Here is a 13,050-nt window from a genome sequence, read left to right as displayed (position 1 = left end):
GCCCGACACGCCCCCGGCCCCGGTCGTGACGGATTTGTCAGGAAAAACCCCCGGTTTCGCGAGTCGGCCCGATCCCCCGGAAGGAGAACGAGAACTCCAGTCGCCCCTCGGGCAGCTCGTAGCGGGGATGGGGGCGGGCCCCCCACGAGTCGTCGCCGGCGGCGCCCCGGCGCATCGCCATCGCACGGACCCACGTCGCCGTCTGGACCGGCAGATCCTGCGGGTGGGCGGCGTTCTCGACCTCGAACAGGCTCCACGCCAGAGCGGAGAACTCCATCGGCGCGCCACCCGCCTCGAAGGCGATCCCCTCCCCGGCGTCGTCCGTCACCGACGCCCACCGCACCCCGGTATGGCCCCCGGACTCCTGAGGGCGCAGATACGGGGTCAGCTGGTCGACGACCCGCGCCTCGTGCAGGCCCAGGAGGGCCCCCGACCTGCGGTCGGCGCTCGTCTCCTCCGGCCCGTCGCCGTACCAGCGCAGACGGCCCAGGGCCGGGTCGAGCGCGAAGAGGACGCCGAACTCCGGGGGCGGCGGCAGTCCGGGCCCCGGATCGACGACGACCGTCGTGTCGACCCGGCCGTCGGCGAACACGTCGGCGCGGATCGACGCGGACCCGGCGGGGGCGCTCGGCAGGACGAGCCCCCACTCGACGCGGACCCGGTCGTCCAGGCGCACGGCGCCCAGGGCGTCGAACCCGCGCTCGGGGAAGGCGTAGCGGGAGGCGAGGAGCCACTGCCCGTCCTCGGCGGGAGCCCCCCACCCGCGCTCGTTCGCGGTCGGCGCGTGCCAGAAGTTCACGGCGGGGACGCGGCGCAGGAGCTCGCGCCCGGGCCCGCTGCCGCCCTCGAGGCGGTAGGACTGGAGGCCGCCGGCGAGCCGGGAGAAGAGGACGGAGAACCCGTCGCCGCGCACGCCGATGTTGTGGCGGCCCTCGATGAGCTCGAGGGGGCCGACGGCGCGGGCGCGGCGGACGGCCGACGGGCTCGCGGAGACGACGCCCTGGTCCCAGGCGACGACCTGGCCCGCGGGGGCCCAGGCGGTCGCCCCCCTGCGTCGGACGACGGCGGTGATCGTGTACTCGGCGCCGTCGTCGGGGATCTCGAAGGGGGGCTCGATGCGCTCGGACTGCCCGGGCCCGGCGGTCAAGTCGACGGTCCGCGAGTCGATGGGCCGCCCCCATCGGGCCAGTTCGAGCGCGCAGGTCAGCTCCGAGGCCCCGGTGAACGCGTAGTCGTTGACGACCTCGATGCCCCCCGCTCCGATCGTCATGCGGATCGGCCGGTACAGGTGGGCGAGCTCTCGGGCCTTGGGCGTGGGGGTGTGGTCGGCGAAGAAGACCCCGTTGCCGCAGAAGTCCGCGTCGTGGGGGGCGTCGCCGAAGTCCCCGCCGTAGCCCAGGCGCCCCGCGTCGTCGCCGAGGGGCAGCGCCTGATCGGCGAAGTCCCAGACGAAGGCGCCCTGGAAGAGCGCGTCGGAGCGCATGAGTTCGAGGTAGTCGTCGACGGCCCCCAGGGAGTGCCCCATCGCGTGCGCGTACTCGCACAGGATCAGCGGCTTGTCGCGGTGCTCGCGCAGGTGGTCGGCGACTGCGCGGGCGCTCGGGTACATGAGGGAGGCGACGTCGGAGGTCTGGGGGTGGCGTCCGTCCTCCTCGATGCCCTGGTAGTGGACGGGCCGGTCGTCGAGGGCCCTGACGTGGTCGGCGAGGTCGCGCAGGACGGTGCCGCCGAAGGACTCGTTGCCCAGCGACCACATGACGACGCACGGGTGGTTGCGGTCCCTGAGGATCATCGACTCGGCCCGGTCGACGACGGCGCCGGACCATTCGGGCCGGTCCCCGGGCACGGCGTCGTCGATCGGGCGGCGCCCGCGGACGATGGGGTCCCACGTCCCGTGGGTCTCGAGGTTGGCCTCGTCGATGACGTAGAGGCCGTAGCGGTCGCACAGCTCGTAGAGGTCCGTCGAGTTCGGGTAGTGGCTCGTGCGGATCGCGTTGACCCCCAGGGCTTTGAGGGCGCGCAGGTCGGCGTCGGTGCGGGCGCGGTCGACGACCCGGCCGTCGAGGCCGAACTCGTGGCGGTTGATCCCTTTGAGGACGGCTCTCCTGCCGTTGATCCGCAGCAGCCCGTCCTCGATGCCGAAGCGGCGCAGGCCGACGTCCACGGGGATGTGCTCGAGGAGCCGGCCGTCCTCGTCGCTCACCCGCACGGCCAGGTCGTACAGGTGGGGGTCCTCGTCGCTCCACAGGCGGGGGCGGTCGATCTCGAGGCGCCATCGTCCGGGGCCGTCGGGGGCGAGGGGGCCGACGCCGGCGAGGTCGCAGTCGACGCGGCACCGGGGGGCGCCGGGGCCGTCGAGGCGGGCCTCGACGGTGAGGACGGCGCGGGCCGGGTCGTCGTGGACGTCGGCGACGACGTGGAGGTCCTCGACGTGGGCGCGGGGGGTGCGCAGGAGGCGCACGGAGCGGAAGATCCCGGAGAAGCGGAAGAAGTCCTGGTCCTCGAGCCATGATCCGGCGCACCACTTCCACACTCGGATGACGATGCGGTTGCGCCCGGGCTCGGCGGCCCCGGTGATGTCGAATTCGGCGGGGGTGAAGGAGTCGGTGGAGTAGCCGATGAAGCGCCCGTTGACCCACAGGGCGCAGGCGGATTCGGCGCCGTCGATGACGAGGCGCAGGCCCTGGCCGTCGGCGGGGGCGTCGAGGTCGACGTCGGTGGCGTAGGTGGACACGGGGTTGTAGCGGGCGGGGGCGCGCGGCGGGTCGACGTCCTCGCGCCCGTCCCAGGGGTACTGGACGTTGACGTACTGGGGGCGGTCGTAGCCGTGGAGTTGGACGTGGGCGGGGACGGGGATCTCGTCCCAGTCGGACAGGTCGCAGTCGGCGGCCTCCAGGCCGTCGGGGACGAGGCCGGGGGCATCGGCGTGCCGGTAGCGCCAGGTGCCGTCGAGGACGGTCTCGTACGAGGAGTCGCGCGCGGCGGCCTCGGCGTCGGTGGCGTACCACCGGTGGTCGGAATGGGGGGCGAGCCGGTTGACGGCGACGACCGTGGGGTCGTCGATCCAGTCGGGGGAGAATTCGCGTGCGCGTCGGGTCATTTGATCGCTCCCGTGATGCCGTTGGCGAAGGACCGTTGGAGGACGAGGAAGACGATCATCGCCGGCAGGGAGGCGATGAGGACGGCGAGCATGAGGACGCCGTAGTTCGTCACGTACCCGGCCGACAGGTTGGACACGAGCATCGGCATGGTCTGGTAGGCGTTGTCGACGAGGATGACCTTGGGCCACAGGAAGTTGTTCCAGGCGGTCATGAAGGTGATGACGGCGGCGGCCGCGTAGGTGGCGCGCATCGTGGGGACGTAGATGCGCAGGAAGATCGCGATCTCGCTGAGCCCGTCGATGCGGGCGGCCTCGAGCACCTCGTGGGGGAAGGAGCGCGAGGACTGGCGGAAGAGGAGGATGAGGAACGGGGTGGATACGGCCGGGAGGATGACCGCGAGGGTGGAGTTGACGAGGCCGGCGGTGGCGAACATGCGGAACAGGGGGATCATCGTCGCCGCGAAGGGGATCATCATCGCCAGGAGGAGGACGCTCATCAGCCGGTCCTTGGCCCGCGAGTGGAAGATCTCGAACCCGTAGCCGGCGATCGAGCACACGAGGAGGGCGGCGACGGTGGTGGCGACCGCGTTGAGGCTCGAGTGCCACAGGGCGGCGGGCAGGTCCTGGACGGCGAGGAGGTCGTCGAGGTTGCGCAGGAGGTGGGTGCCGGGCAGGAGCCGGGTCGATAGGACGTCCTGGCTGGTGTTCGTCGCCGAGACCGCCATGAAGTACAGGGGGAAGAGGGAGAAGGCGGAGGCGAGGGAGAGGACGAGGTACTGGGGGGCTCGGCGCAGTTTAGTCATCACGGCGGTCACCGACCTTCATCTGGATCAGGGCGAGGACGGCGACGAGCAGGAGGATCACGTAGGACAGGGCCGCGGCGTAGCCGAAGTTGGGGTTCTTCTGGAAGGACAGCTCGTAGAGGTAGTGGGACATCGTCATGGAGGCGTAGGCGGGGCCCCCGCGCGTGAGGTTCCACGATTCGTCGAAGAGCTGGAGGGTCCCGTTGGTCGACATGATGGCGGTCAGGAGGATCATGGGCTTGAGCTGGGGGACGATGACGTACCAGAAGGTGGCGATGGGGCCGGCGCCGTCGATGCGGGCGGCCTCGATGGTCGCGGGGTCGACGTTCTGCAGCCCGGCGAGGAAGAAGACCATGTTGTACCCGGTCCAGCGCCACAGCAGTCCGAGGATGATGACCATGCGGGCGGTGGAGGGCTGTCCGAGCCAGTTGATGGGCCCGTCGATGAGGTGCCAGGAGACGAGGACGTCGTTGACGAATCCATCGGTGGCGAAGAGGGTGCGGAAGACGAGGGAGTAGGAGACGAGGGAGACGGCGCACGGCAGGAAGATCGAGGTGCGCCAGAAGGCTGTGAATCGCAGGCCCGGCTGGTTGAGGATCACCGCGAGGACGAGGGCGGCCAGGAGCATGAGGGGGACCTGGACGACGAGGTAGACGACGGTGGTCTTGAGGGTCATGAGGAAGACGTCGTCGTGGAGGAGCCGCTCGTAGTTCGACCAGAGGGGCTCGGCGAAGGACAGCCGCGTTCCGCGCCCGGTCTTGAAGGACAGGATCAGGGCCTCGATCATCGGCCAGAAGCTCATGACGGCGATGAGCAGGGAGGCGGGGATGAGGAAGGCCCAGCCGGTCAGGCTGCGACGGCGCGAGGTCGTCCAGCGCCGTCGGGTGTCGACCCCCGGGCGTTCGGGGGCCGTCGGGGCCGGGATCGGCGTCATGGTGCGGGTCCTTTCGTCCGCGGGGCCGGCGGCTCGCGCCGCCGGCCCCGACGGGGTCACTTCATGGCGAATTCGACGGTGGCCTGGGCCTCGGCGAAGGCCTGCACGGGGTCGCCGCCGTCGGCGATCTTCGTCAGCGCGGTGTTGACGGCGTCGCGGCCCTCGGTGTGGTAGACGCCGGTGGGGGCGGTGGGGACCTTCCCGCCGTAGTCGACGACCTGGGCGTAGATGGCCTGCCCGCCGAAGAACTCCTGCGGCTCGGTGTAGGCGGGGGCGCCCGCGGCGGGCGTCCAGTTGGCGATGGCGCCGGACTTGGGGAGGATCGTGTTGTAGAAGTCGACGGATCCGGCGAAGGTCGAGGCGAGGAAGTCGGTGGCCAGATCGACGTTGGCGTTGGCGCTGATGGCCCAGGAGGATCCTCCGTTGGAGGTGTAGTTGGTGGCTGCGGGCGCCGAGTCGAGGCGGGGGACGTTGGTGATGGCCCACTGGCCGGCCTGGTCCTGCGCGGTCTGGATGCTCGCGGCGATCCACACGCCGTTCATCGTGCCGGCGACGGAGCCGTTGACGAAGCTGCCGATGTACTCGTCCCAGGAGTTGACGATGACGAGGACCCCGGAGTCGATGAGCTCCTTGTAGATGGCGGCGACGTCGAGGAGGGTGTCGTTGCCGGCGATGGTCGGCGCGCCCTGCGCGTCGAAGAGTCCGGCGCCGGCGCTGCCCATGATCATCATGACGAGGTCGGAGTTGCCCGAGGTGGTCGACAGGAGCGGCATGCCGGTGGCGGCGAGCACGTCCTTGCCCTTGGCGATGAAGTCCTCCCAGGTGATGTCGGTGAAGTCGTCGATGGTGTAGCCGGCCTGGGCGAGGACGTCGGTGCGCAGGGCAGTGATGGCGGTGCCCGAGTCGAAGGGGACGCCGTAGTGGGCGCCGTCGACGGTCGAGCTGGCGACGACGGAGGCGGGGAACTCGTCGAAGTCGAGGGCCGCGCCGTCGATGGGCGAGAAGATGTCGGGGTAGTTCACGACGTTCTTCTCGAAGGAGTAGTTCTGCATGAGGAAGATGTCGGGGAGCTGGTCGGTCTGGCCCGCCTGGGCGATCGTCGTCAGCTTGGGCTGGAGGTCGTCCCACGGGGTCTCGACGATGTCGAGGCGGAAGTCGGGGTGGGTCTCCCGGTAGATCTTCTCGGCCTCCGTGAGGGCGTAGATGTTGAAGTTCGGGTCCCAGGCCCACACGGTCAGGGTCTGGTCCTGCGCGGGATCGGCGGCCGGGGCCTGGCCGGCCCCCGAGCAGGCGGTCATCGCCAGGCACAGGGGGGCGATCGTCGCGGCGGCGATCATCCGGGTCGTAGCACTCATCGTTGAGCTCCTTCGTCGTGTCGCGCTCCCGGGGCGCCGAGGGGCTGGCCGCTCGTCGGCGAACGTCGGGAACAAGCAGATGTTGACGTCGCCAATAGTAGGATCATCACGTCTTGATTCACAAGGAAACAGATCACGATTCCATAACATATGGGTCTTTATTTGTTGATATTCCAGCAAATACTTGAGTACGTGCTGAGAACGACTCCATCCACTTTCTAATTGTTGACGTTATCAATATATCGGCGCTTGGCCTCTGATACGATCCCCGGTATGACCCCCTCCGCACCGCGCGGGCGCATCGCCCCCGCCCCGTCGATCGAGGACGTCGCCCGTCTGGCCGGGGTCTCCGCCCAGACGGTCTCACGCGTATCCCGGGACGCCCCCAACGTCCGCCCGACCACCCGCCAACGCGTCCTCGACGCGATGAACCAACTCGGATACGCCCCCAACCGCGCGGCCCGCGCCCTGCGCTCGGGAACCTTCCGCACCATCGGCGTCATCACCCAGAACCCCGAGCGCACGGGCGAGAACCTCATCACCGCCGGCATCGCCTCGGCCGCCGAGTCCCGCGGATACTCCGTCGCCCTCATGCGCGTCAGCCACCCGGAGACCGGCGACCTCCAAGAAGCCGGCGTCCGCCTGGGCCAGCAGACCATCGACGGCCTCATCATCGTCCAGGCCGGGGGAGCCGACCGCGGCTCCCTCCTCCTGCCCACGAGCCTGCCCGTCGTCGTCTCCGACTCCCGCCTCATCAACGACTACCCCTCCGTCGTCGCCGACCAGGACCGGGGCGTGCGCGACGTCATGGCCCACCTGATCTCCCTCGGGCACCGCTCCATCGCCCACATCGCCGGCCCCGACGACTCCCGCTCCGCCCTCCAGCGCGCCGCCGCCTGGAGGTCCTGCCTCCACGAGGCCGGCCTGCCCGAGGGGCCCCTCCTGCCCGGCGACTGGAGCGCCCACTCCGGCTACCGAGCCGGCCTGCGCCTCGTCGACGAGCACCCCGGCGCCACCGCCGTCCTCTGCGCCAACGACGAGAGCGCCTTCGGCGCCATCCGCGCCCTCCACGAGCGCCACCGCCGCGTCCCCGACGACGTCTCCGTCACCGGCTTCGACGGCATCCCCCTCTCCGAGTTCTGCTCCCCCCCGCTGACGACCGCCCACCTCGACTTCCCCGCCATCGGCGCCGGCCTCGTCGACCTCCTCCTCTCGCGGATCGGCTCGCCCGCCCCCTCCCTCGAACGCCGGATCGTCCCCGCCTCCCTCGTCGTGCGCGACTCCACCGGCCCCGCGCCCTCCCGCTGAGCCCCCGCCCGCCCGACGACGAGGGGCCGCCCCCGAAGGAGCGGCCCCCGCGCGCGATCCGCGCGACGATCACACCCGATTCGCCCGGTAGTACTCGATGAGCCCACGAGTCGACGCATCCTGCGAGGCCAGCGCCTCCTCATCCCCCTCGATCGCCGGGAGGATCTGCTTGGCGAGGACCTTGCCCAGCTCCACGCCCCACTGGTCGAAGGAATCGATGCCCCACACGGCGCCCTGGACGAAAGTGATGTGCTCGTACAGGGCGATGAGCTCGCCGAGCACCCTCGGCGTCAACGACGGCGCCATGATCGACGTCGTCGGGCGATTGCCCGTGAACACCCGCGCCGGCACGATCGCCTCGTCCGTGCCCTCGGCCCGGACCTCGTCGGAGGTCTTGCCGAACGCCAGGGCCTTCGTCTGGGCGAAGAAGTTCGACAGGAACAGCTCGTGCATGTCCGACTCCCCGTCGGCCAACGGCCACGCCGGATTCGCGAAGGCGATGAAGTCCGCCGGGACCATGCGCGTCCCCTGATGGATGAGCTGGTAGAACGCGTGCTGGCCATTGGTCCCCGGCTCGCCCCAGAAGATCTCCCCCGTCTCGTAGGTCACCGGGGCGCCGTCGCGGCGCACCGACTTGCCGTTCGACTCCATCGTCAACTGCTGGAGGTAGGCGGGGAAGCGGTGGAGGTACTGGGAGTACGGCAGGACCGCGTGCGTGTCCGCCCCCAGGAAGTTCGAGTACCAGACGTTGAGGAGGCCCATGATCAGGGGGACGTTCTCGGCGGGGGCGGCCTCGGCGAAATGGCGGTCCATCGCGTGGAACCCGCCGAGGAAGTCGGAGAATCCATCGGGGCCGATGGCGATGGCCAGGGCCGCGCCCACCGCGGAGTCCACCGAGTAGCGCCCGCCGACCCAGTTCCAGAACCCGAAGGCGTTGGCCGGGTCGATGCCGAACTCGGCGACCCGGTCGAGGGCCGTCGACACGGCGACGAAGTGCTTGGCGATCGCCTCCCGGGTGGAGGCCTCGTCGCCGGCCAGCCCGCGCTCGCGCAGCGCCGAGAGGAACCACTCGCGCACGACCGTGGCGTTCGTGATCGTCTCCAGGGTCGTGAAGGTCTTGGAGGCGACGATGACGAGGGTCGTCTCCGGATCCAGGCCCTTCGTCGTCTCTCCCGCGTCGGTCGGGTCGATGTTCGAGATGAAGCGGCACTCGAGGCCGTCGGCGACGAAGGGGGCCAGGGCCTCGTAGGCCATGACGGGCCCGAGGTCGGAGCCGCCGATGCCGATGTTGACGATCGTGCGCACGGGCTTGCCGGTGACGCCGGTCCACTCCCCCGACCTCACGCGCTCGGCGAAGTCGTACAGGCGCGTCAGCTCGGCGTGGACGTCGGCCACCGCGTCCCTCCCGTCGACGACGAGGCTGTCGGAGGCCGGTCGGCGCAGGGCGGTGTGGAGGACCGAGCGGTCCTCGGTGACGTTGATGCGCTCGCCGGCGTACATCCGATCGCGCAGATCGAGGACGCCGGTCTGCTCGGCGAGGGCGAGGAGGTCGTCGAGGACCGCCGCATCGACGAGGTTCTTCGACAGGTCGACGTGCAGGTCGGCGGCCCGACGCGTCCAGGCGTCGGCGCGGCCCGGGTCCTGGGCGAACCAGGCGCGCAGATCGGGGTCGAAGTCCTCGGCGCGCGCGTCGAGGGCCTCCCACGCGGGGGTCTTCGTCGGGTCGGTCACCACGATGTCGGTCATGTCATCTCCTGTCGTCGTCAACGGCCTGCAGACTACCCGTCACGCCTGGGCGTCCGCGATTCGGATGCGGGCGGTCACCGGCTCTTCGCCCTGGATCGACACGACCCGGTGGATCGGGGTCAGCTCGTGCCACCACTGGGAGAAGGGGCGCCGGTTGCGGATGTCGAGGTCCTCGAACATGTTCTTGACGAGCCGGGCCTCGATCCGGTTGCCGACCTGCCCGATGTAGACACCCTCGGACTCGCCGCGGGTGAACTGGTTCTGGATGTGCTCGAGGGCCCGATTGGCCAGGCGCGTGGCGAGCAGCCGGTCGAAGGGGCTGGGAGCCCCGCCCTGCTGGAGGTGGCCGAGGGCGGAGTGGCGCACGTCGTACTTGCCGTCGGCCTCGGCCTCGAAGACCGAGGCGAGGAACCCCCGGTCGTAGAATTTCGAGACGGCCTCGTTGACGAGGACGAGGAAGAGGCGGCGCCCCCGGTCGAAGCTCGTCGACATCGTCCGCGTGTCGCGCACGATATCCTCCAGGTCGATGTCGTCCTCGTTGAGGTAGGCGTACTCGGCGCCCGAGGCGAGGGCCGACATCAGCGTGAGGTAGCCGCAGCGCCGGCCCATGACCTCGGCGACGAAGCACCGGCGGGTGGCGGCGGCCGACTCCTTGATCCGGTCGAGCGCCCAGACGGCGTTGTTCAGGGCGGTGTCGGCGCCGATCGCCAGCTCCGATCCGGGCAGGTTGTTGTCGATGCTCGCGGGGACGAGGACGATGGGGATGCGGAACGCGGGGTAGCGGTCCCGCTCGGTCATCATCGCCTTGACCGCGAGGTAGGCGTTGAGCCCGCCGATGACGAGGAGCGCGTCGATGGAGTTGCGCTCGATGGCCCTGCCCAGCGCGTAGAACTCCTCGACCTCGGGAATGTCCCTGCGAGTGCCGAGCTCGGCGCCGCCCTTGAACGCCCACCCCTCGACGTCGGCCCAGGTGAGCTCGCGGACCGCGCTGTCGGCCAGGCCCTTCCAGGAGCCGTCGACGCCGAGCATCGTCCAGCCCCGGGCGATGCCCAGGCGGACGGCGGCCCTGGCTGCGGTGTTCATCCCGGGGGCGAGCCCGCCGGCGTGGAGGACGGCGATCCTGCGGGGGGAGCCCGTCGGGTCGGGGGCCAGTTGGGGAGGAGTCGAGAGGATCTCGTTGATGCCGACCATCATCGTGAAGGAGCGCCCGCGCGAGGCCTGGGCGGCGGCGTAGTCGCCGGCGGCGACGAGGTCCTTGACGGCGCGGGTGTTCCGGACGGCCGTCATCAGGGGGATGCGGGTGATCCGGTTGTGCCGGACGCCGAGGATGCACGGGGCGTCGTCGCCGGTGCGGGTGAGGACCTCCTGGGCGGCGGCGAAGCCGAGGATCGTCGACATCCAGCGGTCGTAGGCGGAGGGGGCGCCGCCGCGCTGGACGTGGCCGAGGATCGTCACGCGGGCGTCCTCGCCGGTGCGTTCCTTGATGGTGTCGGCGATGAGCTGGGTCGTCAGGAGAGTGCCGTCGCGGTCGGTGGCCCCCTCGGCGACGAGGACGATCGACTCGCGCCGCCCCGCCTCGCGCCCGAGGCGCAGGTGCTCGGCGAGGTCGTCGGGCCAGTCGGGCCCGGCGGGGTCCTCGGGGGTGAAGACGTAGTCGGCGCCGCCGGCGACGGCCGCCATGAGGGGGAGGTAGCCGCAGTGGCGGCCCATGACCTCGACGACGAAGGTCCTCTGGTGGGAGGCCGCGGTGCTCGTCAGCTGGTCGATGGCGTCGACGATGCGGTGGAGGGCGGTGTCGGCGCCGATCGTCATGTCGGTGCCGACCATGTCGTTGTCGATGGAGCCGACGAGGCCGACGACGACGAGGTCGGGGTGGGCGGCGGCCGTCTCGGGGGAGATGGCGCCCTCGTCGACGAGCTCGGCGATGTGCTGGGCCCATTCGCCGCGGAACTCGTCGGTGCCCGACAGGGATCCGTCGCCGCCGATGACGACGAGGCGGTCGATGCCGCGCTCGACGAGGTGGAGGGCGGCGGCGTGGCGGCCCTCGTAGTCGCGGAACTCGGGGCACCGGGCGGTTCCGATGACGGTGCCGCCCTCGGCGAGGATGCTCGAGACGTCCGACCAGCCCATCCGCTTGATGGCGTCGCCGCCGCTGACCGCCCCGGCCCATCCCTCGAGGATCGCGTAGGGCTGGGCCCCCATCGCCAGGGCGGTGCGCACGACGGCTCGGACGGCGGCGTTCATCCCCTGGGCGTCTCCCCCGGAGGTGAGGACGCCCAGGCGCAGGTCGACGGCGGTCTGCTCAGCGGTTTCCATGCCGGATTGCTCCGTTTCCCTCGGGTGCGGCTCGCGGGCGCGCGAGTCGCGTCCAGTCTAGGACGGGCGGGGGCGGGCCGGGGGCCGGGGCGCCGTCCGGCGACGGCCCCGACGGGCAGGCGCCCCGGGCCCGCGAGGAGGCGGCCCCCGGGATCAGGCGGAGGCGTCGGCGCCGTTGCGCGCCGCGGACTCGGCGAGCTCCTCGGGGCTGACGACGCCCTCGACCGAGACGCGGTCGAGGTACTTCATCCCGTCGAAGGACAGCTCCTGGGCGTTGCGGGGGTCCCCCTCGTCGCCGAGGCGGCCCCCGGTCATCCGGTCGACGATGAGCGCGATCGCGCCGTCGCCGGTGACGTTGGTGGCGGTGCCGAAGGAGTCGAGGGCGATGTAGGTCGCGATCATCAGGGCGACCTGGGCGTCGTCGAAGCCGAGCATCGACGACAGGATGCCGGTGGCGGCGACGATCGCCCCGCCGGGGACTCCCGGGGCGGCGACCATGGTGATGCCGAGCATGAAGATGAAGCCGACCCACTGGATCGGGCCGACCGGGATCCCCTGGGTGAGGACGATCGCGAAGGCGAAGGCGAAGATCTTCGAGGTGGACCCGGCCAGATGGATCGTCGCGCACAGGGGGACGGTGAAGGAGGCGACGGCGTCGGACACGCCGTTCTTCTTCGCCTGGCGCAGGGTGACGGGGATCGTCGCGGCCGACGAGGAGGTGCCCAGGGCGGTGAGGTAGGCGGGCATCATCGTCGCGATGGCGGTGAGGGGGTTGACGCCGGCGACGGCGCCGGCCAGGAGGTATTGGGCGCCGAGGATGACGACCTCGAGGAGGAGGACAACGACGACGACGCGCACGAGGGTGTGCATGATCGACCAAGCCTCGCCGGTGTAGGTGAGGTTGAGGAAGATGCCGAAGATGTGCAGGGGCAGGAGCGGGATGATGATCGTCTCGATGAGGCGCGTGATGATCGCGCGGAACTCGATGGAGCCCTTGCGCAGGACGCCGCGGGGCACCATCGACAGGCCGATGCCGATGACGAAGGAGAGGAGGAGCGCGGTCATCACGGGGACGGCCGCGGGCATCTCGACGCTGAAGTAGGAGGTCAGCGCCGACCCGGGCTCGGCGACGTCGCTGAGGGAGGAGGCGTCGAGGATCCGGGGGAATACGGCGGCGCACACCGCGTAGGTGAGGAATCCGGCGAAGAGGGTCGATCCGTAGGCGATGGCCGCGGTGATCGCCAGCCAGCGGCCCGCGCCCCGTCCGAGGTCGGCGATGGCCGGAGTGACCAGGCCGATGATGATCAGGGGGATCGAGAAGGAGAGGAACTGGCTGAACAGGTCGGAGAAGGTCGCGAAGACGCGCCCGACTCCGACGGGGATCAGGTGGTTCCCGCCGATGGTGATGGACCCGAGGACGAGGGCGAGGACGATCGCCGTGAGGACCCATACGAGGATGCCGGAGTTGCGGAGGAACGTGCGCATATG

Annotated in this window: 8 protein-coding genes; 1 reads left to right on the top strand and 7 read right to left on the bottom strand. The window is 70.6% G+C overall.

Going from position 1 to position 13,050, the window contains the following annotated elements; genetic code table 11:
* Nucleotides 1-37 precede the first annotated feature (37 nt).
* Genes M3T53_RS08115 through M3T53_RS08100 form a run of 4 tightly spaced genes read right to left on the bottom strand, consistent with a single transcriptional unit; the run spans nt 38 to nt 6,192 of the window.
* Complete coding sequence (locus M3T53_RS08115) at nt 38-3,100, bottom strand: glycoside hydrolase family 2 TIM barrel-domain containing protein (RefSeq protein WP_272434000.1); 3,063 nt, start codon at nt 3,098-3,100, stop codon at nt 38-40.
* Nucleotides 3,097-3,903, bottom strand: a complete 807-nt coding sequence (locus M3T53_RS08110; protein ID WP_272433999.1) for a carbohydrate ABC transporter permease — start codon at nt 3,901-3,903, stop codon at nt 3,097-3,099. The genes M3T53_RS08115 and M3T53_RS08110 overlap by 4 nt, the downstream gene beginning before the upstream one ends.
* Nucleotides 3,896-4,837 (bottom strand): carbohydrate ABC transporter permease, encoded by a 942-nt coding sequence (locus tag M3T53_RS08105; RefSeq protein ID WP_272433998.1) that lies wholly within the window; start codon nt 4,835-4,837, stop codon nt 3,896-3,898. Before M3T53_RS08105 ends, M3T53_RS08110 begins: the two co-directional genes overlap by 8 nt.
* A 56-nt stretch (nt 4,838-4,893) precedes the next feature.
* Complete coding sequence (locus M3T53_RS08100; protein ID WP_272433997.1) at nt 4,894-6,192, bottom strand: ABC transporter substrate-binding protein; 1,299 nt, start codon at nt 6,190-6,192, stop codon at nt 4,894-4,896.
* 273 nt (nt 6,193-6,465) lie between these two features.
* Here M3T53_RS08100 and M3T53_RS08095 point away from each other — a divergent pair, with 273 nt between their 5' ends.
* Nucleotides 6,466-7,500, top strand: coding sequence for a LacI family DNA-binding transcriptional regulator (locus M3T53_RS08095; RefSeq protein WP_272433996.1), 1,035 nt, complete (start codon nt 6,466-6,468; stop codon nt 7,498-7,500).
* A 69-nt stretch (nt 7,501-7,569) separates the two neighbouring features.
* Here M3T53_RS08095 and pgi read toward each other — a convergent pair whose 3' ends face one another.
* The 3 genes from pgi to M3T53_RS08080 all read right to left on the bottom strand — a co-directional run bounded on the left by pgi (nt 7,570) and on the right by M3T53_RS08080 (nt 13,047).
* Nucleotides 7,570-9,246, bottom strand: coding sequence for a glucose-6-phosphate isomerase (gene pgi, locus M3T53_RS08090; RefSeq protein ID WP_272433995.1), 1,677 nt, complete (start codon nt 9,244-9,246; stop codon nt 7,570-7,572).
* Nucleotides 9,247-9,285: 39 nt separating this feature from the next.
* Nucleotides 9,286-11,562, bottom strand: coding sequence for a 6-phosphofructokinase (locus M3T53_RS08085; protein ID WP_272433994.1), 2,277 nt, complete (start codon nt 11,560-11,562; stop codon nt 9,286-9,288).
* Nucleotides 11,563-11,715: 153 nt separating this feature from the next.
* Nucleotides 11,716-13,047, bottom strand: coding sequence for a dicarboxylate/amino acid:cation symporter (locus M3T53_RS08080; RefSeq protein ID WP_272433993.1), 1,332 nt, complete (start codon nt 13,045-13,047; stop codon nt 11,716-11,718).
* Nucleotides 13,048-13,050 lie beyond the last annotated feature (3 nt).

This window comes from Actinomyces sp. B33, assembly GCF_028437565.1.
GTDB lineage: Bacteria > Actinomycetota > Actinomycetes > Actinomycetales > Actinomycetaceae > Pauljensenia.
This window is presented reverse-complemented; position numbering and strand designations above follow the sequence as displayed.

Excerpts from the sequence above, each read along its gene's own strand:
- M3T53_RS08115 (WP_272434000.1), bottom strand. The coding sequence starts at position 3,100 with ATGACCCGACGCGCACGCGAATTCTCCCCCGACTGGATCGACGACCCC.
- M3T53_RS08110 (WP_272433999.1), bottom strand. The coding sequence starts at position 3,903 with ATGACTAAACTGCGCCGAGCCCCCCAGTACCTCGTCCTCTCCCTCGCC.
- M3T53_RS08105 (WP_272433998.1), bottom strand. The coding sequence starts at position 4,837 with ATGACGCCGATCCCGGCCCCGACGGCCCCCGAACGCCCGGGGGTCGAC.
- M3T53_RS08100 (WP_272433997.1), bottom strand. The coding sequence starts at position 6,192 with ATGAGTGCTACGACCCGGATGATCGCCGCCGCGACGATCGCCCCCCTG.
- M3T53_RS08095 (WP_272433996.1), top strand. The coding sequence starts at position 6,466 with ATGACCCCCTCCGCACCGCGCGGGCGCATCGCCCCCGCCCCGTCGATC.
- pgi (WP_272433995.1), bottom strand. The coding sequence starts at position 9,246 with ATGACCGACATCGTGGTGACCGACCCGACGAAGACCCCCGCGTGGGAG.
- M3T53_RS08085 (WP_272433994.1), bottom strand. The coding sequence starts at position 11,562 with ATGGAAACCGCTGAGCAGACCGCCGTCGACCTGCGCCTGGGCGTCCTC.
- M3T53_RS08080 (WP_272433993.1), bottom strand. The coding sequence starts at position 13,047 with ATGCGCACGTTCCTCCGCAACTCCGGCATCCTCGTATGGGTCCTCACG.